General features: G+C 70.7%; 21 protein-coding genes and 1 tRNA gene. 8 read left to right on the top strand and 14 right to left on the bottom strand.

Features of this window, described 5'->3' with window-relative positions; all coding sequences use genetic code 11:
- Nucleotides 1–50: 50 nt before the first annotated feature.
- The 3 genes from ACIHAR_RS13640 (at nucleotide 51) to ACIHAR_RS13630 (ending at nucleotide 1,474) form a co-directional block, all read left to right on the top strand.
- Nucleotides 51–854: a trans-aconitate 2-methyltransferase gene (locus ACIHAR_RS13640; protein WP_365463657.1), complete on the top strand. Its 804-nt coding sequence runs from the start codon at nucleotides 51–53 to the stop codon at nucleotides 852–854.
- A 2-nt stretch (nucleotides 855–856) separates the two neighbouring features.
- Complete coding sequence (locus tag ACIHAR_RS13635) at nucleotides 857–1,219, top strand: VOC family protein (RefSeq protein WP_400019290.1); 363 nt, start codon at nucleotides 857–859, stop codon at nucleotides 1,217–1,219.
- Nucleotides 1,220–1,285: 66 nt separating this feature from the next.
- Nucleotides 1,286–1,474 carry a CsbD family protein gene (locus ACIHAR_RS13630; protein WP_365463651.1) on the top strand — a complete coding sequence of 63 codons (189 nt, stop codon included), beginning with the start codon at nucleotides 1,286–1,288 and terminating at the stop codon, nucleotides 1,472–1,474.
- Between the two features lie 81 nt (nucleotides 1,475–1,555).
- Here the strand turns inward: ACIHAR_RS13630 and ACIHAR_RS13625 are convergent, their stop codons facing one another.
- Both ACIHAR_RS13625 and ACIHAR_RS13620 read right to left on the bottom strand, forming a co-directional pair.
- Complete coding sequence (locus ACIHAR_RS13625) at nucleotides 1,556–2,233, bottom strand: TetR/AcrR family transcriptional regulator (RefSeq protein ID WP_365466276.1); 678 nt, start codon at nucleotides 2,231–2,233, stop codon at nucleotides 1,556–1,558.
- Nucleotides 2,230–3,237 (bottom strand): acyl-CoA desaturase, encoded by a 1,008-nt coding sequence (locus ACIHAR_RS13620; protein ID WP_400019288.1) that lies wholly within the window; start codon nucleotides 3,235–3,237, stop codon nucleotides 2,230–2,232. Before ACIHAR_RS13620 ends, ACIHAR_RS13625 begins: the two co-directional genes overlap by 4 nt.
- A 289-nt stretch (nucleotides 3,238–3,526) precedes the next feature.
- Between ACIHAR_RS13620 and ppc the strand changes: the two genes are divergently transcribed.
- Entirely contained in the window at nucleotides 3,527–6,256 is a 2,730-nt protein-coding gene (gene ppc, locus ACIHAR_RS13615) for a phosphoenolpyruvate carboxylase (protein WP_400019286.1), read from the top strand.
- 71 nt (nucleotides 6,257–6,327) lie between these two features.
- Here ppc and ACIHAR_RS13610 read toward each other — a convergent pair whose 3' ends face one another.
- The 8 genes from ACIHAR_RS13610 to ACIHAR_RS13575 form a co-directional block, all read right to left on the bottom strand.
- Nucleotides 6,328–7,002 (bottom strand): LPXTG cell wall anchor domain-containing protein, encoded by a 675-nt coding sequence (locus ACIHAR_RS13610; protein ID WP_365466280.1) that lies wholly within the window; start codon nucleotides 7,000–7,002, stop codon nucleotides 6,328–6,330.
- A 136-nt stretch (nucleotides 7,003–7,138) separates the two neighbouring features.
- Nucleotides 7,139–7,714 (bottom strand): hypothetical protein, encoded by a 576-nt coding sequence (locus ACIHAR_RS13605; protein ID WP_400019284.1) that lies wholly within the window; start codon nucleotides 7,712–7,714, stop codon nucleotides 7,139–7,141.
- A gap of 42 nt (nucleotides 7,715–7,756) precedes the next feature.
- Entirely contained in the window at nucleotides 7,757–8,359 is a 603-nt protein-coding gene (gene pth, locus ACIHAR_RS13600; protein ID WP_400019282.1) for an aminoacyl-tRNA hydrolase, read from the bottom strand.
- An 82-nt stretch (nucleotides 8,360–8,441) separates the two neighbouring features.
- Entirely contained in the window at nucleotides 8,442–9,038 is a 597-nt protein-coding gene (locus ACIHAR_RS13595) for a 50S ribosomal protein L25/general stress protein Ctc (protein ID WP_365466286.1), read from the bottom strand.
- A gap of 203 nt (nucleotides 9,039–9,241) precedes the next feature.
- Nucleotides 9,242–10,216 (bottom strand): ribose-phosphate diphosphokinase, encoded by a 975-nt coding sequence (locus ACIHAR_RS13590; RefSeq protein WP_360344691.1) that lies wholly within the window; start codon nucleotides 10,214–10,216, stop codon nucleotides 9,242–9,244.
- 133 nt (nucleotides 10,217–10,349) lie between these two features.
- Nucleotides 10,350–11,798 carry a bifunctional UDP-N-acetylglucosamine diphosphorylase/glucosamine-1-phosphate N-acetyltransferase GlmU gene (glmU, locus tag ACIHAR_RS13585; RefSeq protein ID WP_365466289.1) on the bottom strand — a complete coding sequence of 483 codons (1,449 nt, stop codon included), beginning with the start codon at nucleotides 11,796–11,798 and terminating at the stop codon, nucleotides 10,350–10,352.
- Between the two features lie 125 nt (nucleotides 11,799–11,923).
- Nucleotides 11,924–11,994: transfer RNA gene (locus ACIHAR_RS13580), tRNA-Gln, on the bottom strand.
- 11 nt (nucleotides 11,995–12,005) lie between these two features.
- Entirely contained in the window at nucleotides 12,006–12,878 is an 873-nt protein-coding gene (locus ACIHAR_RS13575; RefSeq protein ID WP_400019278.1) for a helix-turn-helix domain-containing protein, read from the bottom strand.
- 166 nt (nucleotides 12,879–13,044) lie between these two features.
- Here ACIHAR_RS13575 and ACIHAR_RS13570 point away from each other — a divergent pair, with 166 nt between their 5' ends.
- The gene (locus ACIHAR_RS13570) at nucleotides 13,045–14,337 is read left to right on the top strand and encodes a sensor histidine kinase (RefSeq protein ID WP_400019276.1); all 1,293 of its coding nucleotides are present in this window, start codon (nucleotides 13,045–13,047) and stop codon (nucleotides 14,335–14,337) included.
- A 46-nt stretch (nucleotides 14,338–14,383) separates the two neighbouring features.
- Here the strand turns inward: ACIHAR_RS13570 and ACIHAR_RS13565 are convergent, their stop codons facing one another.
- Together ACIHAR_RS13565 and ACIHAR_RS13560 are read right to left on the bottom strand one after the other, a co-directional pair.
- Entirely contained in the window at nucleotides 14,384–14,878 is a 495-nt protein-coding gene (locus tag ACIHAR_RS13565) for an SUKH-3 domain-containing protein (protein ID WP_365466295.1), read from the bottom strand.
- A gap of 53 nt (nucleotides 14,879–14,931) precedes the next feature.
- Complete coding sequence (locus ACIHAR_RS13560; protein WP_365466297.1) at nucleotides 14,932–15,447, bottom strand: YwqJ-related putative deaminase; 516 nt, start codon at nucleotides 15,445–15,447, stop codon at nucleotides 14,932–14,934.
- Nucleotides 15,448–15,756: 309 nt separating this feature from the next.
- Between ACIHAR_RS13560 and ACIHAR_RS13555 the strand changes: the two genes are divergently transcribed.
- The 3 genes from ACIHAR_RS13555 to ACIHAR_RS13545 all read left to right on the top strand — a co-directional run bounded on the left by ACIHAR_RS13555 (nucleotide 15,757) and on the right by ACIHAR_RS13545 (nucleotide 20,764).
- Nucleotides 15,757–16,752 carry an SMI1/KNR4 family protein gene (locus ACIHAR_RS13555; RefSeq protein WP_400019414.1) on the top strand — a complete coding sequence of 332 codons (996 nt, stop codon included), beginning with the start codon at nucleotides 15,757–15,759 and terminating at the stop codon, nucleotides 16,750–16,752.
- Between the two features lie 7 nt (nucleotides 16,753–16,759).
- Nucleotides 16,760–19,690: an SUKH-4 family immunity protein gene (locus ACIHAR_RS13550; RefSeq protein ID WP_400019273.1), complete on the top strand. Its 2,931-nt coding sequence runs from the start codon at nucleotides 16,760–16,762 to the stop codon at nucleotides 19,688–19,690.
- Between the two features lie 189 nt (nucleotides 19,691–19,879).
- Nucleotides 19,880–20,764 carry a cellulose-binding protein gene (locus tag ACIHAR_RS13545; RefSeq protein ID WP_400019271.1) on the top strand — a complete coding sequence of 295 codons (885 nt, stop codon included), beginning with the start codon at nucleotides 19,880–19,882 and terminating at the stop codon, nucleotides 20,762–20,764.
- A 39-nt stretch (nucleotides 20,765–20,803) separates the two neighbouring features.
- Here the strand turns inward: ACIHAR_RS13545 and ACIHAR_RS13540 are convergent, their stop codons facing one another.
- Complete coding sequence (locus tag ACIHAR_RS13540) at nucleotides 20,804–22,453, bottom strand: cation acetate symporter (RefSeq protein WP_365466301.1); 1,650 nt, start codon at nucleotides 22,451–22,453, stop codon at nucleotides 20,804–20,806.
- Nucleotides 22,450–22,866 carry a DUF485 domain-containing protein gene (locus ACIHAR_RS13535; RefSeq protein ID WP_400019268.1) on the bottom strand — a complete coding sequence of 139 codons (417 nt, stop codon included), beginning with the start codon at nucleotides 22,864–22,866 and terminating at the stop codon, nucleotides 22,450–22,452. Before ACIHAR_RS13535 ends, ACIHAR_RS13540 begins: the two co-directional genes overlap by 4 nt.
- Nucleotides 22,867–23,003: the final 137 nt, after the last annotated feature.

The raw sequence follows: 23,003 nt of genomic DNA, 5'->3' as shown, positions 1-23,003 counted from the left end.
GATATCGAGCTTCTTGACGTCGAGAGAAGGTCGGGAGGAAAGTAGGAGACATGACCAACCCCACCTGGGACCCCGCCCAGTACCTGCGCCACGCCGGCCACCGGGCCCGCCCCTTCACCGACCTCCTCGCCCGCGTCCCCGACCCGCCCCGGCGACCACCCGCGGGGCCCCGCATCGCCGACCTCGGCTGCGGCCCCGGCACCCTCACCGCCGTCCTCGCCGACCGCTGGCCCACCGCCCGCGTCACCGGCTACGACAACTCCCGCCAGATGCTCGACCGGGCCCAGGCGCACGCGGGCGCACACCTCGACTTCGCCTACGCCGACCTCACCACCTGGGCGCCGACACAGACCTACGACCTGATCGTCTCCAACGCGGCCCTCCACTGGGTCCCCGGCCACCTCGACGCCTTTCCCGCCTGGCTCGACGGCCTCACCCCCGGCGGCACCTTCGCCTTCCAGGTCCCCCACAACATCGACGCACCCCTGCACGCCCTCATGCGCGAACTCGGCAACACAACCCGCTGGAAGGACCGCCTCGGCCACGTGCTGCGCCCCGAGGACTCCGTCCACGCCCCGGGCGTCTACCTCGACCGGCTCGCCCGCCTGGGCTGCGACACCGACGTGTGGACGACCACCTACCAGCACGTCCTCCAGGGCGAGGACGCCGTCCTCGACTGGGTCAAGGGCACCGGCCTGCGCCCCGTCCTCACCGCCCTCGCCGACGACCCAGAGGCCCGCGACGCCTTCGTCGCCGACTACCGCGACCTGCTGCGCGAGGCCTACCCCCGCCACGCCTACGGCACGGTCCTGCCGTTTTGCCGCCTGTTCGCCGTCGCCCGGAAGAAGGCCTGACCGTGCTCACCGCCGTCGACCACGTCCAGCTCGCCGCCCCACCCGGCTCCGAGGACCTCCTGCGCCCCTTCTACACCGACGCCCTCGGCATGACCGAGATCCCCAAACCCCCCGCCCTCGCCGCGCGAGGAGGCTGCTGGTTCCGGGCGGGAGACGTCCAGCTCCACCTCGGCGTCGAGGACGGCTTCCGGCCCTCGCGCAAGGCCCACCCGGGTCTGAGGGTCACCGCCATCGAGGCGTACGCCGGCCGCCTCGAAGCCCACGGCGTGCACGTCACCTGGGACGGCGACCTCCCCGGCCACAGGCGCTTCTACGCCCACGACCCCGTCGGCAACCGCCTGGAGTTCCTGGAGCCCCGCGTTTGAGCCGCGCGCGAGCGGGTCACCCGGGGGAGCAGGCGAAGACGCAACGGCCGCGTGAGGTGATTGACGGTGGCACGACAGCGGAAGTCCGGGGACCAGAAGTCCAAGGCGAAGATGGAACAGGCCAAGGGCAAGGCCAAGGAGACGATGGGCCGAGCCGTGGGCAACGAGCGGATGACGGCCGAGGGCCGCGCCGAGCAGGTCAAGGGCGACGCGCGCCAGGCCAAGGAGAAGACCAAGGACACCTTCAAGCACTGAGCGACCGCGGCCGCCGGCACCGGCCGCTCCCCGCAGACACCTGGGGGCCCCGTCCGCCGGACGGGGCCCCCAGGTCACGTGTCAGCTCTTGCGGTGCCCGATCAGCCGCGGCTTCTGCTCCAGCCCGTCCAGACCGTGCCACGCCAGGTTCACCAGGTGCGCCGCCACCTCCGCCTTCTTCGGACGGCGCACGTCCAGCCACCACTGCCCGGTCAGCGCGACCATCCCCACCAGCGCCTGCGCGTACAGCGGCGCGAGCTTCGGGTCGAAACCGCGGCTCTTGAACTCGCGGCCCAGGATGTCCTCCACCTGTGTGGCGATGTCCGAGATGAGGGAGGCGAAAGAACCCGTGGACTGCGGGATGGGCGAGTCCCGTACCAGGATGCGGAAACCGTCCGTGTACTCCTCGATGTAGTCCAGGAGGGCGAACGCCGCCTGTTCGCACAGCTCACGCGGGTGCCCGGCGGTCAGCGAGCTCGTCACCATGTCCAGCAGGCGCCGCATCTCCCGGTCCACCACGACCGCGTACAGCCCCTCCTTGCCGCCGAAGTGCTCGTACACCACCGGTTTGGACACTCCGGCCTTCGCCGCGATCTCCTCCACCGACGTGCCCTCGAACCCCTTCGCCGCGAAGAGGGTGCGACCGATCTCCAGCAGCTGCTGGCGGCGCTCGGCACCGGTCATCCGGGTGCGACGCGCTCGCCGCGGCTTCTCATTGCTCGGGTTACTGCTGGAGTCGGTCGCCACGGCGTCCATCATGCCGCTTCAGCGGTCACCTTCCGGCGCCGGGAGCCGTCCCCGCCCGTGTTCCGGCGCGAATCGATACGCGAGCGTGACGGCCAGCGCACGTCGTACGCCCAGCCGAGCATCTCGAACCAGCGGATGAAGCGCGCCGACGAGTCGAGCTGCCCGCGCTCCACCCCGTGCCGCGCCGACGTCGGGTCGGCGTGGTGCAGGTTGTGCCACGACTCCCCGCACGACAGGATCGCCAGCCACCACACGTTCCCCGAACGGTCACGCGACTTGAACGGACGCTTGCCCACCGCGTGACAGATCGAGTTGATCGACCAGGTCACGTGGTGCAGCAGCGCCACCCGCACCAGCGAGCCCCAGAAGAACCCGGTGAACGCGCCCCACCAGGACATCGTCACCAGCCCGCCGATCAACGCCGGCAGTGCCAGCGAGACCGCCGTCCACAGCACGAACTGCCGGGAGATCGTCCGGATCGCCTTGTCCTTGATCAGGTCCGGCGCGTACTTGTCCTGCGGAGTCTGCTCCTCGTCGAACATCCAGCCGATGTGCGCCCACCACAGGCCCTTCATCAGCGCCGGAACCGTCTCCCCGAACCGCCACGGCGAGTGCGGGTCGCCCTCCGCGTCGGAGAACTTGTGGTGCTTGCGGTGATCGGCCACCCACCGCACCAGCGGCCCCTCCACCGCCATCGACCCCATGATCGCCAGCGCGATCCGCAGCGGCCGCTTGGCCTTGAACGAGCCGTGCGTGAAGTACCGGTGGAAACCGATCGTGATGCCGTGGCATCCGAGGAAGTAGAAGAAGACCAGCAGACCGAGGTCCAGCCAGCTCACCCCCCAGCCCCAGGCCAGCGGCACCGCCGCCAGCAGCGCCAGGAACGGGACGGTGATGAAGAGCAGCAGCGTGATCTGCTCGATCGAACGCTTCTGTTCGCCGCCCAGCGTTGCGGAGGGCGTGGAGGAGTCGGGCTCCTTCGAAGGGTCTTCGATCACGTCGGAGCTTGTGGTCATGCGCGTCCCCTGGGGGGTCGTGGATGTGAGACAGATGCCGGGCCGGCAGCCGCTGTGTACTTCCTACGGTTCCGTAACCTACGGCGTCGTAAGTATGGCAGTGCGTAGCCCGGCGGCAAGAGCCCCAGAAACTGCCCGTCCGCACGGACACCTATCCTTGGAGACGGTCGGACAGCGCGGTCCGCTCTGTTTTCTTCCCTGATGTCCGGCCCGTATGCGGCAGCCGCCGCCCGGCCCGGCTGACGGGTTCCCTCCCAGACGAGCTTCAACACTGCAAGGAGCCGCACCTGTGAGCAGTGCCGACGACCAGACCACGACCAGCACCGAGCTGCGCGCCGACATCCGCCGACTGGGTGACCTCCTCGGTGAGACCCTCGTCCGGCAGGAGGGCCCCGAGCTCCTCGACCTGGTCGAGAAGGTCCGCCGCCTCACCCGCGAGGACGGCGAGGCAGCCGCCGAACTGCTGCGTGGCACCGAACTGGAGACCGCGGCCAAGCTGGTCCGCGCCTTCTCCACCTACTTCCACCTGGCCAACGTCACCGAACAGGTCCACCGCGGCCGCGAACTGCGCGCCAAGCGCGCCGCAGAGGGCGGCCTCCTGGCCCGCACCGCCGACCGCCTCAAGGACGCCGACCCCGAGCACGTCCGCGAGACCGTCCGCAACCTCAACGTCCGGCCCGTCTTCACCGCCCATCCCACCGAGGCCGCACGCCGGTCGGTACTCAACAAGCTCCGGCGCATCGCCGCGCTCCTGGAGACCCCCGTCATCGAGTCCGACCGCCGCCGCCACGACACCCGGCTGGCGGAGAACATCGACCTCGTCTGGCAGACCGACGAACTGCGCGTCGTACGCCCCGAGCCCGCCGACGAGGCCCGCAACGCCATCTACTACCTCGACGAGCTCCACGCGGGCGCCGTCGGCGACGTCCTGGAGGACCTCACCGCCGAACTCGAGCGCGTCGGCATCACCCTCCCGGACGACACCCGCCCGCTGACCTTCGGCACCTGGATCGGCGGCGACCGCGACGGCAACCCCAACGTCACCCCCCAGGTCACCTGGGACGTCCTCATCCTCCAGCACGAACACGGCATCAACGACGCCCTGGAGATGATCGACGAACTCCGCGGCTTCCTCTCCAACTCCATCCGGTACACCGGCGCCACCGAGGAACTCCTGGAGTCCCTGAAGACCGACCTCGAGCGCCTGCCCGAGATCAGCCCCCGCTACAAGCGCCTCAACGCCGAAGAGCCCTACCGCCTCAAGGCCACCTGCATCCGGCAGAAGCTGGAGAACACCAAGCAGCGCCTCGCCAAGGGCACCCCCCACGACCCCGGGCGCGACTACCTCGGCACCAGCGAACTCCTGCAGGACCTGACCCTCGTCCAGACCTCCCTGCGCGAACACCGCGGCGGCCTCTTCGCCGACGGCCGCATGAACCGCACCATCCGCACCCTCGCCGCCTTCGGCCTCCAGCTCGCCACCATGGACGTCCGCGAACACGCCGACGCCCACCACCACGCCCTCGGCCAGCTCTTCGACCGCCTCGGCGAGGAGTCCTGGCGCTACGCGGACATGCCCCGCGAATACCGCACCAAGCTCCTGGCGAAGGAACTCAGGTCCAGGAGGCCGCTGGCCCCCACCCCGGCCCCCGTCGACGCGGCCGGCGAGAAGACCCTCGGCGTCTTCCTCACCGTCAAGCGCGCCCTGGAGGTCTTCGGACCCGAGGTCATCGAGTCGTACATCATCTCCATGTGCCAGGGCGCCGACGACGTCTTCGCCGCCGCCGTCCTCGCCCGCGAGGCCGGCCTCATCGACCTCCACGCCGGCTGGGCGAAGATCGGCATCGTCCCGCTGCTGGAGACCACCGACGAGCTCAAGGCCGCCGACACCATCCTGGAGGACATGCTCTCCGACCCGTCGTACCGGCGCCTGGTGGCCCTGCGCGGCGACGTCCAGGAGGTCATGCTCGGCTACTCCGACTCCTCCAAGTTCGGCGGCATCACCACCAGCCAGTGGGAGATCCACCGCGCACAGCGCCGCCTGCGCGACGTCGCCCACCGGTACGGGGTGCGGCTGAGGCTGTTCCACGGCCGCGGCGGCACCGTCGGCCGCGGCGGCGGCCCCTCCCACGACGCCATCCTCGCCCAGCCCTGGGGCACCCTCGAAGGCGAGATTAAGGTCACCGAACAGGGCGAGGTCATCTCCGACAAGTACCTCATCCCCTCCCTCGCCAGGGAGAACCTGGAACTGACCGTCGCCGCCACCCTCCAGGCCTCCGCCCTGCACACCGCCCCCCGCCAGTCCGACGAGGCCCTCGCCCGCTGGGACGCCGCGATGGACGTCGTCTCCGACGCCGCCCACGCCGCCTACCGTCGCCTCGTCGAGGACCCCGACCTGCCGACGTACTTCCTCGCGTCGACGCCGGTGGACCAGCTCGCCGACCTGCACCTGGGCTCCCGGCCCTCCCGCCGCCCCGGCTCCGGCGTCTCGCTCGACGGCCTGCGCGCCATCCCCTGGGTCTTCGGCTGGACCCAGTCCCGGCAGATCGTCCCCGGCTGGTTCGGCGTCGGCTCCGGCCTCAAGGCCCTGCGCGAGGCCGGCCTCGACACCGTCCTCGACGAGATGCACGAGCAGTGGCACTTCTTCCGCAACTTCATCTCCAACGTCGAGATGACCCTCGCCAAGACCGACCTGCGGATCGCCCAGCACTACGTCGACACCCTCGTCCCCGACGAGCTCAAGCACGTCTTCGACACCATCAAGGTCGAGCACGAGCTGACCGTCGCCGAAGTCCTGCGGGTCACCGGCGAACGCGAACTGCTCGACGCCACACCCGTCCTCAAGCAGACCTTCACCATCCGCGACGCCTACCTCGACCCCATCTCCTACCTCCAGGTCACGCTCCTCAAGCGCCAGCGTGACGCCGCGGCCGCCGGCGAGGAACCCGACCCCCTCCTCTCCCGCGCCCTCCTCCTCACCGTCAACGGCGTGGCGGCCGGCCTGCGCAACACCGGCTGACCCGCACGACACACGAGGGGCGCCCCCGAGCTCGTACGAACTCGGGGGCGCCCCTCGTATGCGCAGCGCCGTCAGCCGCGGCGGCGACGCGCCAGCAGGTAGCCGCCCGCGGCGAGCAGCGCCGCCGCGACAGCCGCGAGGACGCCGACCGGGGCGCCGTTGCCCGTCTCGGCCAGGTCACCGCCACCGCCCTGCGGCGAGGACGACGACCCGGTCGAGGAACCCGGCGCGACAGACGCCGACACCGAGGGCGAGGACGGCGAGGACGGCGACATCGAGGACGGCGACGAGGACGCCGAGGGCGACGCCGGGGAACCCGGACCGCCACCCCCCTCCTCGTCCTCGCAGTCCGTCCAGAAGACCTTGTGCTTCGCGGCCCCGTTCTCGCCGTCGAAGTTCCAGAACAGTTTGTAGTGCCCGTCGGGCAGCGACAGATCCTGGGTACGGCCGTGACCCGAGCCGTCCAGCGTCAGCGTGCCGGACTTCACGGTCTCGCCCTTGACGCCGGCGGACGGCGCCCACGCCTCGATGTGCCAGGCGACCTGCTGACCGCTGTCGAAACCGAAGGCGTCCAGGTAGAACGTGCAGACGTGCGGCTCGTTGTGCCGCAACTCCTCCCCGGTGGCGGCATCGTGGATCTTGACGGTGCCGTTGTCCCCGGGCGGGGTGGCATGAGCGGAAGGGGCCACGCACAGCGCGGCCGCGGCGACGGCGGACAGGGCGCCGGCGCGGGAGAGGTTACGCATGGGGCAGTCGTCCATCTTCGAGATACGAACGGGAAGACGTGGAGGGGGCGGCTCAGCATCCAGCCGGGACTGACCGAGGGTCAATCACGAACAGGCAACACACACACTCTCCACAGACTGAGGAACGCCCCAACCCTCAAATCGTCACGAACACCGCCGTCAACAACGCCACCCCCGACCCCGCCAGCACCCACCCCACCCGGGTCCGCCCCAGTCCGCCCGCGACCACCACCGACGCCAGCAGCAGCGCCCCGCCCATCGGCACCCACGAATACAGCACGCCCGCCGGACCGGACCGCACCACCTCGTCACCCTCAGGCTTGACCACCACGGTGTACGTCTGCCCCGCCCGCACGGCCACCGTCTTCTCGATCACCACCCGCGTCCGCGCCTGCGAACCCGCCGACAACGGCCTGTACGGCCCCGAACACGACTCCGCACCGCACCGCGCCACCTCGATCGTGCCCTGCTCCCGCCCCTTCGTCAGCATCACGTGCTGCGCGGTCCCCCACGACCCCCACACCCCCGCGACCAGGATGAGCACCGCGACCGCGGCCATCGCCGCCAGCCGGCCGAACCGCAGCGCGGCGACCGAGAGTTGACGGGACGGGCGGGCGGCCCCCCGGCGGGAGGACCCCTTACGGGACGGCGACGCCCGACGCGACGACGCCCGGCGAGAGGAGGCGGCTGTGGCAGGCATGGCGGGGATCATTGGCCATGCCTGAACGGCCCGTCAACTTCGCCGGGGGACAAGTCAGGAGTTGTACGTGCTTTGCGCCCGCTCCAACCCGTCGATCACCAGACACTCCACCGCGTCCGCCGCCCGGTCCACGAAGTAGTCCAGCTCCTTGCGCTCCGCCGACGCAAAATCCTTCAACACGAAGTCCGCCACCGGCATCCGCCCCGGCGGCCGCCCGATCCCGAACCGCACCCGGTGATAGTCCGCACCGAACGCCTTCGTCATCGACTTCAGACCGTTGTGCCCGTTGTCACCGCCACCCAGCTTCAAGCGCAAGGTCCCGTAGTCGATGTCCAGCTCGTCATGGACCGCCACGATGTTCGCCACCGGCACCTTGTAGAAGTCCCGCAGCGCGTTCACCGGACCACCGGACAGGTTCATGTACGACATCGGCTTCGCGAGGATCACCCGCCGGTTCGCCGGCCCCGGCGGCCCGATCCGCCCCTCGACGACCTGCGCCTGCGCCTTGCTCGCCCGCTTGAACCTCCCCCCGACCCGCTCCGCCAGCAGATCGGCCACCATGAACCCCACGTTGTGCCGGTTCATCGCGTACTCCGGACCCGGATTGCCCAGCCCCACGATCAGCCAAGGGGCACTGGGGTCGCTCGTCACGTGCATGTCTCCTTGATACGCGCCAGCCGCTGACCCCGTGCACGACGCACGGGAACAGCGGCTGACGAACGAACGACGAAGGCGAGGATCAGGCCTCCGCGGCCTCTTCGCCCGCGGTCTCCTCGCCCTCCGCGGCCTCCTCGACCTGCGCGGCCAGGACCTGCAGGACGACCGCGTCCTCGTCGACAGCCAGCGTCACGCCGCTCGGCAGCGCGATGTCCTTGGCGTGGATCGAGGCACCGGCCTCCAGACCCTCCACCGACACGGTGACGGCCTCGGGGATGTGCGTCGCCTCGGTCTCGACCGGCAGCGCGTTCAGGACGTGCTCCAGCAGGTTGCCGCCCGGAGCCAGCTCACCCTCGGCGTGCACCGGGATCTCGACCGTGACCTTCTCGCCACGCTTCACCAGCTGCAGGTCGACGTGCTCCAGGAAACCCTTCAGCGGGTCACGCTGCACGGCCTTCGGGATCGCCAGCTCGTTGGTCTTGCCGTCGATGTCCAGCGAGATCAGCACGTTCGGCGTACGCAGCGCCAGCAGCAGGTCGTGACCCGGCAGCGTCAGGTGCAGCGGGTCGGAACCGTGCCCGTACAGAACACCCGGAACCTTGTTGTCGCGGCGGATACGACGCGCGGCACCCTTGCCGAACTCGGTGCGCGTCTCGGCGGCGAGCTTCACCTCGGACATATGGATCACTCCTCGTAGGAACTAGGAACGGACGTGGTCACCCGGCCACGAACGGCCTGCTACGAAGAGCGCGTCGATAACGGACCGCCGACCCCGTCTCACGGGAACGGCCTCCCTCGCCGAGCAACCCGGACAGTCTACTCGGCGCGGGAGGCCGCGGAGAAATCGATCAGCAGAATCGATCAAGCGCCCCGGTCAGCGGCTCACTGCTCGTCGAACAGGCTCGTCACCGAACCGTCCTCGAACACCTCACGCACCGCACTCGCGATCGTCGGAGCGATGGACAGAACCGTGATCTTGTCCAGCTCCAGCTCGGTCGGCGTCGGCAGCGTGTTCGTGAACACGAACTCACTCACCTTCGAGTTCTTCAGACGGTCGGCGGCCGGCCCGGACAGCACACCGTGCGTCGCCGTCACGATGACGTCCTCCGCACCATGCGCGAACAGCGCATCCGCAGCGGCACAGATCGTGCCACCCGTGTCGATCATGTCGTCCACGAGCACACAGACCCGGCCCTTGACCTCACCCACGACCTCGTGGACCGTCACCTGGTTCGCCACGTCCTTGTCACGCCGCTTGTGCACGATCGCCAGCGGCGCACCCAGCCGGTCGCACCAACGGTCGGCGACACGCACACGACCGGCGTCCGGAGACACGACCGTCAGCTTCTCCTTGTCGACCTTGGCGCCCACGTAGTCCGCCAGCAACGGCAGAGCGAACAGGTGATCCACCGGACCGTCGAAGAAGCCCTGGATCTGGTCCGTGTGCAAATCCACCGTCAGGATCCGGTCCGCACCCGCCGTCTTCATCAGATCCGCGATCAGACGCGCCGAGATCGGCTCACGCCCACGGTGCTTCTTGTCCTGCCGCGCATAACCGTAGAACGGCACGATCACCGTGATCGAACGCGCCGACGCACGCTTCAACGCGTCGATCATGATCAACTGCTCCATGATCCACTTGTTGATCGGCGCCGTGTGGCTCTGGATCAGGAAACAGTCCGCACCACGAGCCGACTCCTGGTAACGGACGTAGATCTCGCCATTGGCGAAGTCGAAGGCCTTCGTCGGGACGACCCCGACACCCAGCTGGTGGGCGACCTCCTCGGCAAGCTCGGGGTGGGCGCGGCCGGAGAAGAACATCATCTTCTTCTCGCCGGTCGTCTTGATCCCGGTCACAGCACTGTCTCCTCAGAGGTTTCTCAGCCGGCAGTCGAGAGACCTCGCCACTGGGCGCGACGGGCCATCTCAGCTGGTGGGGTGCGGATGTGCACTTATCACGGTACGCCGTGTTCGCAGCGCCCGTTTCCGGTCAGTCCTCGCCGCCACCCTGCCGGGAAGCCGCCTCGGCCGCCTTCGCCGCCGCACTGCCCGGACGCTTACGAGCCACCCAACCCTCGATATTCCGCTGCTGACCACGGGCCACAGCCAGCGAACCCGCCGGCACATCCTTCGTGATCACCGACCCCGCAGCGGTGTACGCCCCGTCCCCGATCGTGACAGGAGCCACAAACATGTTGTCCGACCCCGTACGACAGTGCGACCCGACGGTCGTGTGGTGCTTGTCCTGCCCGTCGTAATTCACGAACACACTCGCAGCACCGATGTTCGTGTACTCACCGATCGTCGCGTCACCCACGTACGACAAGTGCGGAATCTTCGTCCCCTCACCGATGGACGCGTTCTTCGTCTCCACGTACGTACCGATCTTGCCCTTCGCACCCAGGCGCGTACCCGGACGAAGATAGGCGAACGGCCCCACCGACGCGCCCGCACCGACGGTGGCACTGTCGGAAACCGTGTTGTCCACCCGAGCACCGGCCCCGACCGCCGTGTCCCTCAGCCGGCAGTTCGGACCGACCTCCGCACCCTCACCGACACGCGTCGAACCCAGAAGCTGCGTCCCCGGATGCACCACCGCGTCCTGCCCGAACGTCACCGTGACATCCACCCACGTCGTCGCCGGATCCACCACGGTCACCCCCGCCAGCATCGCCGCCGTCAGCAGCCGGTCGTTCAGAATCCGACGAGCCTCCGACAACTGCACACGGTTGTTGATCCCGGCGATCTCACGATGATCGGCCGCCACCGACGCACCGACCCGGTGACCCGCCTCCCGAAGAATGCCGAGGACGTCCGTCAGATACTCCTCACCCTGACTGTTGTCCGTACGCACCTGCTTCAGCGCCTCCGCGAGCAGCTGCCCGTCGAACGCGAACACCCCGGAATTGATCTCCCGGATCGCCCGCTGCGCCTCGGACGCGTCCTTGTGCTCCACGATCGCCGTCACGGCCCCCGAAGCCGGGTCCCGCACGATCCGGCCGTACCCGGTCGCGTCCGGCACCTCCGCCGTCAGCACCGTCACGGCATTGCCGTCGGACCGGTGCGTCGCCGCGAGCTGAGCGAGCGTCGCACCCGTGAGGAGAGGCGTGTCCCCACAAACGACGACGACCGTCCCGTCGACGGCCCCGCCGAGCTGCTCCAGGCCCATCCGGACCGCGTGCCCGGTGCCGTTCTGCTCCGCCTGGATCGCGGTGCGCACGTCCGGGTCGATCTCGCTCAGGTGCGCGGTGACCTTCTCCCGCGCGTGCCCGACCACGACGACCAGGTTCTCGGGCTTCAACTCACGGGCGGCGGCCAGGACGTGACCGACGAGGCTGCGACCACAGATCTCGTGCAGGACCTTGGGTGTGGCCGACTTCATACGGGTGCCCTCACCCGCTGCGAGAACGACGACGGCTGCCGGGCGAATGGCGCTCACGGAGTTGCCCTTCGGCTGTGTAGGGGTGGGGACACCCGAAGGATACCGGGGCGTTTCCTGGGGGACATGAGAGCGGGCCCTGACGTTGCTGTCAGGGCCCGAGCTCGGGACTTGTGTGTCGTGGGCTCCCGGAGAAGGATTCGAACCCTCATTCAACGGACCAAAACCGTTTGTCCTGCCCTTAGACGATCCGGGACGGTTCACGCATTATGTCCGAATTGGCTGATCGGCTTCACGCGCGGACTCCACTATGCCGTACCAGGAGCCCTCGATGCGACGGTACAAGTCCGCACCCTTCAGGACTTTGATGGCCAGGCAGCCTCGGTAGGACTCGCCGATGTTCTTCCGGGCGGTCTTGGGATTGTGCTTCTTGAGTGTCGTCTTGTTGAACTGGGAACGGTCGGCGCCGACCAGGCCGGCCCAGTACTCCTCGGCGCCCGTCACGTCCGCGGTCTCGTGGATCATCACGGAGAACCTGAGGCGCTCGCGCGCGATGCCGAGGAGGTCGAGCCAGGCGAGAAACACTTCGATCATCCCCGCGTCGCTGTTGACGAATGTGACGTTCTCGCGGCGCTCGTACGGCTTGTCCTTGCCGCCCTCGGCCCAGTAGAGGCCCACGCCCACAAGGAACAACTCCCGCGGCGAGAGGTCTCCGACCGCCTGCTTCGCAGCCGCCTTGGTGCGCTGACGCTCCTCGTCCCGGATCCGCAGCTTCGCTTCCCAGCCGCGCCTCGCATTTGCCGCGGCCGCTTCCGGGGTTCGCTTCCGCTCCGGCCTCGGCAGGTCCCGCACCCACAGTGAGACCGAGCTCCTGGAGCACCCCAGCTCCGCCTCGATCCGGTCGTACGTCCAGCCCTGGAGGCGCAGCTCCCTCGCCCGGGCGCGCAGGTCGTCCTTGGCGCGTGGCCTCTTCGTCCACTCGGGCGGCGGCTCGCCCTTCACCAGCTGGTTGAGGATGTCGTTGTTGAAGATCTTCAGTTCGTCGCGGATCTGCCGGAGGCTGCGGCCCGCGCGTCGCAGGGCGACCGCCTTCTCCCGCAGGCCCTCGAAGTCGGCGTATTTGCTGGGGCTATGTGCCATGCGCATACCGTCCGGCCGGAATGGACGGTTCCGGGGTCGAACGGGGGTGGTTCAGCAGTTCGAGGGATACCGGTGGGTTTCGGTGTTGTTCGGTTGTGGGGTGTGGTGTGAGCCGGTCGTGGAAACTCGCCGGAAAAGCCGGGGCGGACGCCCGTAGGCTGGGGGCATGACCACGACGGGGGAAGAGCGCACGACGGCTCGGGGAGGGCCGTTGTGGTGGAGCAGGCGCCGCAGTGCGGTGTTCGACTGGAGTCTCGCGGCGGTGTCCGCCGCGGAGTGCGCGATGGAGGGTGTTCCGTTCGCGCGGGACGCGGGGATCCCGGTGCCGGCGGGGGTGGTGTTCGGGCTGTTCGCCGGGTCGGTGTTGCTGGTGCGCAGGCAGTGGCCCATCGCGGTGGTGCTGGTGTCGATCGCGATCACGCCTGCCCAGATGGGGTTCCTGATGGGCATCGTCGGGCTGTACACGCTGGCCGCGTCGGAGCTGCCCCGGCGGATCATCGGGGCGCTGGCGGGGATGCAGCTGGTGGGGACGTTGATCGTGACGTTCGTGCGGGTGCGGCAGGACATGGTGCGGGGGGATCTCGACCTGGGGGACTGGTTCGTACCGTTCGCGTCGATCGCGACGTCTCTGGGGCTGACGGCTCCGCCGTTGCTGCTCGGTTTGTATGTGGGGGCGCGGCGGCGGCTCATGGAGAGTCTGCGGGAGCGGGCGGACAGTCTGGAGCGGGAGCTGCAGTTGCTCGCGGAGCGGGCGGAGGAGCGTGCGGAGTGGGCGCGTAACGAGGAGCGGACGCGGATCGCGCGGGAGATGCATGACGTGGTCGCGCACCGGGTGAGTCTGATGGTGGTGCACGCGGCGGCGCTGCAGGCGGTTGCGCGGAAGGATCCGGAGAAGGCGGTGAAGAACGCCACGCTGGTGGGGGACATGGGGCGGCAGGCGCTGACCGAGTTGCGGGAGATGCTCGGGGTGTTGCGCAGTGGTGACGGTGTGGGGGATCGGCGGGCGTCGGTGCCGGTGGCGGCGGTGGCCGCGGTGGCCGCGCGGGTGGGGGAGGACGGTGAGGGGCCGTGTCTGTCGGAGTTGGAGGAGTTGGTGGGGCAGTCGGCGGCTGCGGGGATGGTGGTGGAGCTGTCGGTGGAGGGGGAGGTGCGGGGGTATGCGCCGGAGATCGAGCAGACGGCGTACCGGGTGGTGCAGGAGGCGTTGACGAACGTGCACAAGCATGCGGCGGGGGCGAAGACGCATGTGCGGTTGGCGCATCGAGTGGCGGAGATCGCGATGCAGGTGGAGAACGAGCCGCCGCCGGAGGTGGGGTCGGCGTCGTCGGCGCGGTTGCCGTCGGGCGGCAATGGGTTGGTGGGGATGAAGGAGCGGGTGGTGGGTTTGGGTGGCGTCTTCGTGTCGGGGCCGACGGAGGCGGGGGGTTTCCGGGTGTCGGCGGTGATTCCGGCGGCGTAGGGGTGCCGACGGAGGGGGCCGCTGGGGTGGCGGCGTCGGGGTTCGGTCAGCCTGCGGTGAGGCGGACGGGTTCGATGCCGGAGACGAGGGCGCCGAGGGCGTGGTCGATGTCGGGGCCGAGGTACCAGTCGCCGGTGTGGTCGAGGGCGTAGATACGGCCTTCGGTGTCGATGGCGAGGAGGGAGTGGGTGTCGCTTTCGGCGCCGAGGGGGGCGACGTCGGTGTCGAGGGCGCGGCCGAGGTCGGCGAGGGTGCGGGCGAGGTGGAGGCCGTGGAGGGGGTTGAGGTCGAGGGTGGCGGGGGCGATCTGGCGGCCGGGGCCGGTGGGGGTGATGCGCAGGCCGCCGAATTCGGCCCAGGCTTCGACGGCGGCGGGGAAGACGGCGTGGCGGTGGCCGGCGGGTGAGGTGTGGTCGCGGAGGGTGTCGGCCCAGATCTCGGCTTGTTTGATGTCCCAGCGTCCGGGTTGCCAGCCGGCGGCGCGGAGGGCGGCGTCGACGGGTACGGGGAAGCGCGTGGTGGAGGTGCGGTCGGGGTGCATCTGCCCTTCGTTCGTCGAGGTGGTGCGGGTGTTCGTTCGGTGGGGGTGGGGGGTCAGCCGTCGGTGGCCGTGGGGTCGACGATGCGGACGCCGAAGTGGGCGCTGAGGGCGGTGCAGGCGCGGCAGGGGGTGGCGAAGCTGCCGTGGAGGGGGTCGCCGTCCTCGCGGATGCGTCGGGCGGTGAGTTTGGCGTGTTTGAGGGCTTTGCGGGCTTCGCCGTTGGTCATGGGTCTGCGGGCGGCGCGTTTGCTGCGGGCGGCGTCGACGGTGGCGATGTGGCGGGAGATGAGGAGTGCTTCGGCGCAGCGTCCGGTGAAGCGGTCGCGTTGGCCGCTGGTGAGGGTGTCGAGGAAGTCCTGGACGAGGGGGTGGAGCGCGGGGGGCTGGTCGCCGCGGGCGGCGGTGCCGGTGAGGGTGGCGCCGCGGACGGAGAGGGCGGCGGCGACGGTGGGGAGTATGCCGTCGCGGCGGTGGCGGAGGGTGGGTGCGTGGGGGGTGTCGTTGTTGCTCCAGCCGATCCGGGGGTCGCCGGAGTGGCCGGTGTGTGGTCCTGTTTGCGTGGCGTTCATGATCGTCTTTCCCCTCCCGTGCATCCCCCGGAGGACACAGGGTGCCAAATGGCGTGGCGCGTGCGGAAGCTGGGGCGGTGCGACACGCCCGGGTCGGGGCACGCTGTCACGCCAGGGTGACGGCTGGTCACGGAAGTGGAGGGCCGGTGACCGGTGTCGTCGTACCGCATAGGCTGTCGGCACCGCCTGGCGCGCGGTTGACGCGCGTTGGAGACCGTTGGAGACAGTCGGATACGGGGCGTGGTGGTCGGGACCGGAAGCGGAACCGGCGGCTGTGGTCCGTACAGAGTGCCGCAGGGGGCAACCGCCATGACGACAGGTCGGCTCGGGCAGCAAGCCGCGCCGCCGAACGCGGCCTACGCCGGGCAGGTCGTGCATTTCCCGGATCCGGTTCGGGCCGCGCGTCACCCGAGGGGGGTACGGGTCGACGAGCGTGGTTACCCCGACTTCTCGCCGTACGCGCGGGCGGCTGCGGAGATCGCGGAGCCCCCGGAGGGTTTCGGTGTCGACGAGTTGCGGCTGACGGATTACGTGTCGGCGAACGCGGCGTTGGCGGCGTCGGGCCATGAGCTGTGGGACACGGTGGAGAGTGTGGCGACTCCGCACGGCTGGACGTGGCACCACGTGGTGGGTTCGCGGCGGCTGGAGTTGGTGCCGGTCGAGGTGAAGGCCTTGTTGCGGCATCACGGTGGGATCGCGACGTCGGTGGTGGATCAGTCGAAGCGGGGGACGCGTCCGTTGCAGGAGACGCGTCCGGCGCATTTCGGGCTGCCGAAGTCGGGTGTGGCGGTGACGGAGGCGCAGGTGCAGGGGGTCGAGGAGGACCTGGGGTACCGGTTGCCGGGTGCGTATCGGTCGTTTTTGAAGGCGGCGGGTGGGTGTGCGCCGGTGGGGGCCGCGCTGGACGCGGAGTTGGGGCTGCTGGTGGACCAGCCGTTCTTCACGGTGCGGGACGAGGCGGCGGTCAACGACCTGGTGTACGTGAACAAGTGCCTGCGTGATCACCTGACCAAGGACTATCTGGGGGTCGGTTTCGTGCAGGGTGGTCTGCTGGCCGTGAAGGTGAAGGGTGACCGGATCGGTTCGGTGTGGTTCTGCGCGTACGACGACGCGCGTGACGTGGATCCGGCGTGGTCGCCGGCGGAGCGGGTGGAGCGGTTGTTGCTGTCGTGCGGTGAGGATTTCGACGTGTTCCTGTCGCGTCTGGCGGGTCGTCCGCCGGAGTTGGAGACGGTGGCGAACCTGATGGTGGACGGTGGGTTCGCGCGGGCCGTTTCCGTGTCGTCCGTCGGTGCGGGGGAGTGATCCGGCGATGGTGACGTTCGCGCAGGCGCAGGAGCGCGGTGAAGAGTGGATCAACGGGGACGTTCCGGCGTACCAGCATCGTGAGGTGCGGGTGCGGGAGTTCGGGCTCGGGTTCGTGGTGTGGGGCGAGGACCGTGCGGAGGGCCCGCGTTCGGACGGGGGTGCGCAGCGGTTGGTGCTCGCCCGGGACAGTGGCGAGGCGTCGTTGTGGCCGTCGCTTCCGGTGGGTGAGGTGATTCGCCGGTACGAGGAGGAGTACGGGCGTCCGGAGGGCGAGGCGGCCGAGCCGGCGCCGGCGCCGGCGGCTCGGGTGGACCTGAACCAGACGTCGTTCTTGTTGACGCCGCCGGAGTGGTTGCAGGAGGCGGCGGACAGGCTGGGGATCGGGGAGCAGCGGGGGGCGGAGTCCTCGGGGGCCTCCGGGTCGTCCGGTTCTTCTGGTTCCTCCGGTTCGGCTGGTTCTGCCGGTTCCCCCGCTTCGCTCGGTTCCTCCGGTGGGTCGGTCGGTGCCGGTGGGCCGGTGACCCCTGATCCGGCGTTGCCGCAGACGCAGGCCGGGGTGCCTGTGGACGCGGGTGCCGGTGCTGGCGCTGGGGCCGGGGCGGGTGCGGCCGGTGCGTCCGTGCCGTCCGTTCCGGGGACGCCGGCCACGCCGGTCGGGGCCACGCCGTGGACGGGTACGGACACCAACGCCGATTCCGGTGAGGACCGTTCGGTGCCGCTTCCCGCGACGGTGTTCGCGCCGCCGTTGAGCGGTTCGGACGAGGACGCGCCGCCGTCCTCGTTGCCCGACGCCAAGACGGCTCTGATGTCGGGTGGCAGTCAGCTTCCGGCGACGACCGTCGCGCCGGCGCTCGACGACCCGAACGCGCCGGGGCGCATGCCCCCGGCGTCGGCGGGCCCGGGCGGCGCGCAGGGCAACACGCCGCCGCCTCCGCCGTCGTACGGTTATCCGCAGGGGCCCGGTGCTCCGGCCGGCCCGGGTACTCCGCCTCCGGGCGTCCCGCAGGGCACGCCTCCGCACAGCGTGCCTCCGCAGGCCGCGCCCCCGCAGGGCACCCCTCCGCACGGTGCGGTGAACGCGCCGGGTGCTCCGGCGACCCCCGCGCGTCCGCTCCCGCCGAACGCCGGTGACATCGCCGACGCCGCGACCAGCAAGGCGGCGCCGCCGCCGCGTCGTGCCCGCGGTGGCGGGGCGACACCGCCGCCTCCGCCGGGTGTGCCGGGAACGCCGGGTGCGCGACCGGGCGCCACGCCTCCCCCTCCGCCCGCCTCCGGACCTGGTGCGCCGGGTACTCCGGCGGGTGGTTACGTGCCCACGCAGCTCGTGTCCGCGCTCGGCCCCGAGGGGCCGGCGGGTCCGGCCGGGCCGGGGGCCCCGGGTGCGCCGAACCCGCCGGGTGCTCCTGGTGCGCCGGGTGTCCCCGGTGGGCCGAGTACGCCTGCTCCGCCGAACGCCGGTGGGGGTACGCCTCCGGGTGGGGTGCACCATGCGGCGACGATGCTGGCCGATCCGGGTCGGATGGGCGGCCCGGGTGTGCCCCCGCCGCCGGCCCCCGGCGCGCCGCAGCCCCCGGGAGTTCCGGGTGCGCCGCAGCCTCCGGGTGCTCCGGGCGCGCCGAACCCGCCGGGCCTGCCGAACCCGCCGGGTGCGCCGGGTGTCCCCGGTGGGGCGAGTACGCCTGCTCCGCCGAACGCCGGTGGGGGTACGCCTCCGGGTGGGGTGCACCATGCGGCGACGATGCTGGCCGATCCGGGTCGGATGGGCGGCCCGGGTGTGCCCCCGCCGCCCGCCCCCGGCGCGCCGGGTGGTCCGGGTGTCCCCGGGATGCCTCCGGGTGCGCCGCAGCCGATGCCTCCGGGCGCGGTGCCGCCGGGTGCGATGCCACCGCCCGGTGCGATGCCCCCGCCGGGGGCGCCCGTGCCGGGGCAGCCGCCTGCGTACGGCTATCCGCAGCAGGGGCAGCCGACGGTCGGCCCGGGCTATCAGGCCGTGTTGCGCTACCGCGCTCAGGACGGTTCGGAGCAGCAGCTGATCCGGCGTTCGGCGCCGGGGACGCCGCACCCGGAGTGGCAGATCTTCCATGAGCTGCGGGCGATGAACGTGCCGCCGGACCAGGTGCTGGAGCTGCACACGGAGTTGGAGTCGTGTGAGCTGCCGGGTGCGTACTGTGCGCGGATGATCCGGGAGCAGTGGCCGCAGGCGCGGATCACGAGCATCGCGCCGTACGGCACGGATCACGCGAGCCGGCAGCAGGGGATGCAGCAGTTGCTGGCGCATCAGGGCGAGTTGCACCAGGTCGCCGATGGTCCCGCGCGTCCTGCGCCGGTGCGGGCGCCGTTGCCGCCGGTGCAGCCGGTGCCGCCGGTTCCGCCGGAGGCGATCGCGCAGGAGCTGGGGGCGGCGTTCGGGCCGGGGGTGTTCCGGTTCGAGCAGGCGGCGGTGTCCCGGCAGGGTGTGCCGCCGGTCGTGGCGCACACGCTGGTGGTGGCGGGTCTGCCGATGGACATGGGCCCGTTCTTCTGGGCGCAGGCCCAGCCGGGGCGGCCGGTGCCGACGCTGGCGGAGCTGGCGGCCGAGCGGGGTGTGCAGCCGGCCTCGGACGCGGGTTCGTACCTCGTCATGGGCAGTGACTTCGGCAAGGCCATCTGTGTGCAGTACGGGACGGCGAACATCGTCGCGGTGCCCGTGGAGGCGGGGCCGGGCGGGGCGCCGGTGCCGCCGCAGTTCGTGAACACCGGGCTGCCGGAGTTCGCGCGTTGCCTGGCGTTGCTCGGGCGGATGTGGCGGCTGCGGTTCGGCCTGAACCAGGAGCAGGCGGGCCGCTGGACGGTCGACTTCCAGGCCCAGTTGGCGTCGCTGGATCCGGCGGCGCTGGGTTCGCCGGAGAGCTGGTGGTCGGTGCTGCTGGAGCAGATGTGGGACGGGCTGCTGTGAGGGGTACGTCCCGCTGACACCGTGTGTGTCGAGGGCCGGGCCGGGTCGTATGACCGGGCCCGGCCCTTTTTGTTGCAAGATTGCCCGCGAATCGTTCCGGAGTGTCGCGTTATGAACACTTAAGCCCGATACATCAAGATATGCACGAAATCATCATTTCGCGTCCGTCTGGTGGAGAGGGGCTACAGGATGAGCAGCGCAAGAGTGTCACCGCCGGGGTTCGTGACCGTCCTCGGGCGCGGCTACCGGCCCAAAGAGGTCGATACGTACACCGCCGCGCTCTCCGCCGAACGCGACGCCGCCTGGGAGCGTGTGGCCCGGCTGACGGTGCTCGTCAAGGACATGATGGAGGAGGCCGAGCGGTTGCGTGAGGCCGTGTCCGAGATCGGGCCGCAGACCTACGACAGCCTCGGGGAGCGCGCGCGGAGCCTCTTCGAGCTCGTGCAGGAAGAGGCGGCCCGCGTGCGGGAAACCGCCCGGCGTGAAGCGCAGGAGGACGTCGCGAGGGCCGAGGAGCACGCCCTCAACATGCGTCAGGCGGCGCAGGAGGAGGCGGACGCGCTCCGCACCGAGGCCAAGGAGTACGCCCGTCGGCGGACGCTCGCCGCGCGCGCCGAGGCGCACGGGATCCGTGTCACCGCCCGGCGCAAGGTGAAGGAGTTCCGGGGCCAGTCGCTCGAGGAGCTGCGCGAGGTGCGGCGGCGCACCGCCTACCTGCTCGTCGAACCGAAGAAGGAGCACGCCGCGCGGCTGGCCGCGCTGGACCGCGAGGTCACCGAACGCGCCGAGGCGTTCGACGCGCAGCACGCCCGGTCGCTGGCCCGCGCCGAGGAGAAGCTGGCCGAGGCGCAGCGGGAGCTCGCCGAAGCCGAGGAGGCGTCCCACCGGCGCCAGGAGGAGGCTCGCGCACGGGCCGGCGAGATCCTCGCCGAGGCCCGTCTGCGGGAGGAGCGCATCGCGCGGGAGACCGAACGGGTGCTGCGTGAGCACGGCGAGCGCTGGGACGACGTACAGGCGCACATGGACCAGATGCGCACCAGCCTGAAGGTGCTCACGGGGCAGGCGGTGGAGTGACCGTCCGCTGACCCCGTGCGCCGTACGGTGGGGCGGCCGTCAGTTCTCCTTGCGCACCGCCCCCGCGAGGATCCCGCCCTCCACCGCCTCGTACCGGCGGCGTTGTTGCTCGGCGTCGCGCCGGCCGGAGGCGAGGGTGCCGAGCCAGCCGAGGGCGAAGCCCAGGGGGATGGTGACGAGGCCGGTGGTGGTGAACGGGAACCAGTTGAAGTCGGCGTCGGGGAAGGCGGCGGCGGGGGAACCGGAGACCAGGTTGGTGCCCGGCATGAGGAGGAGGACGGACAGGGTGCCGCCGATGAGGGTGCTCAGCAGGCCCGTTCGGGTGTAGCGGCGCCAGAAGAGGCTGTAGACCAGAGCGGGCGCCAGGGCCGAGGCCCCCAGGCAGAAGGAGAGGGTGATCAGCGGCTGGAGGCTGCGGTGCTGGACCTGGGCGGCCAGCAGGATCGTCGTGACGCCGACGGCCAGGGCGGACAGGCGGGCCAGCAGCATCTCGCGGCGGGGGGAGGTCTCCCGCGAGCCGGCGGCGAAGACGTCGTGGGCGAGGGAGTTGGCGCAGGCGAGGATCATGCCGGCGACCGAGGCGAGGACGGTGAGGAAGATCGCCGTCGTCACGGTCGTGAACAGCAGCGTCTCCGCCGTGGACACGTCCTGGCCGAACGCGGCGCGGGCTCCCAGCAGGTAGGCGGTGTTGCCCTGCGCGTCGGCCTGGGCGATCACCGCGCGGCCGATCATGGCCGTCGCCCCGAACCCGACGACGGTCATGATCAGGACGAACAGGGCCACGCCCGACACCGCCCAGGACATCGAGCGGCGCACCTGGCGCGCGGAGGAGGCGGTGTACATGCGCATGGTGATGTGCGGCAGGCAGGCGCCGCCGAGCACCACCGCGAGCTGGGAGCTGATCATGTCGAGGCCGGGGTAGGGGCCGGTGGAGAACTGGAGGCCGGAGTGGAGGAACGCGTCGCCGATGCCGCTGCCGTCGGCGGCCGCGTCGAAGAGGGTGCCCGGGCTCCAGTCGAAGCGGTGGAGGACCAGGACGGCGACGACGGCGCCGGAGCCGAGCAGCATCACGATCTTCACGATCTGGATGAGGGCGGTGCCCTTCATGCCGCCGATCGCCGCATAGCTGATCATCAGGACGCCCATGCCGACCATGCAGGCCGTCTTGAGCGAGTCGCCGGAGAAGCCGAGGAGGAACGCCAGCAACTGGCCGGTGCCCGCGAGCTGCACCAGCATCAGCGGCAGCAGGGCGGCGATGGTGACCGCGCACGTGGTGATGCGCACCGCGCGCCCCGGCATGCGCAGGGCGAGGGCGTCGCCCATGGTGAACCGGCCGGCGTTGCGCAGGGGTTCGGCGAGCAGGAACATCAGCAGCATCAGGGACAGGGCGGTGCTCAGGGCGAGGACGACACCGTCGTATCCGTACAGGGCGATGACTCCGCCGGTGCCCAGGACGGTGGCCGCGGAGATGTAGTCGCCGGCGACGGCCAGGCCGTTGCGCAGCGGGGACAGGGAGCGGTAGCCGGTGTAGAACTCGTCGAGGTCGTCGCGGTCGGGGCCTGTCATCACGCACAGCAGCAGGGTGACGGTGACCACGGCGGTGAACGCGACGAGGGACATCGTCTGTGCGTCGCCGCTGAGTTCGGTGAGGGAGCCGGCGGCCTGCCGGACGTCGTCGGCCTGTGTCATCGTGCCGTCCCCTCGTGGCGGGTCGCGCGCTTGGCGTCGAGTGCGGACTGTTTGCGGATGCGGTCGGCGAGCGGGTCGACGTGGCGGCGCGCGGTGTGTTCGTAGAGGACGATCGCCAGCCAGGTGACGGGGAGTTGGAGCAGGGCGAGCAGCAGTCCGGCGGGCAGGCCGGTGGCGACCGGGTCGGTCATCAGGGACGGCGCGAAGGCGGACAGGACGAGGAAGAGGACGAAGTAGCCGAGTGCGGTGAGCGTGGCGACGCGCCGCTGGCGGCGGTAGGCGCCGCGCAGGACCCGCAGGTCGCTGTGGTGGCCGAGGGGCGCGTGGACGGGGGGCCGGTGGGCGGGCCCGGTGGGCGGTGGCGGCGTCTGCCAGGGGTAGGTCAGGTGGGGCGGGGGCGGGTCGTGGGACATCCCGGCTCCTTGCATGGCTCGGGTCCGTGGCGGCGGACCGCAGGGAGGTGGGGGGTGGGAGTCACGCACGTTACCCGGCAGTAGCCACTTGTGCGAGCGTTTCGGCGAACTGATCGGTCGGTATGCGCTTGCTCGTG

Source organism: Streptomyces sp. NPDC052016 (assembly GCF_044548445.1).
Taxonomy (GTDB): domain Bacteria; phylum Actinomycetota; class Actinomycetes; order Streptomycetales; family Streptomycetaceae; genus Streptomyces.
The sequence above is the reverse complement of the archived record's forward strand: the minus strand, read 5'-3'. Positions and strand labels throughout refer to the sequence as shown.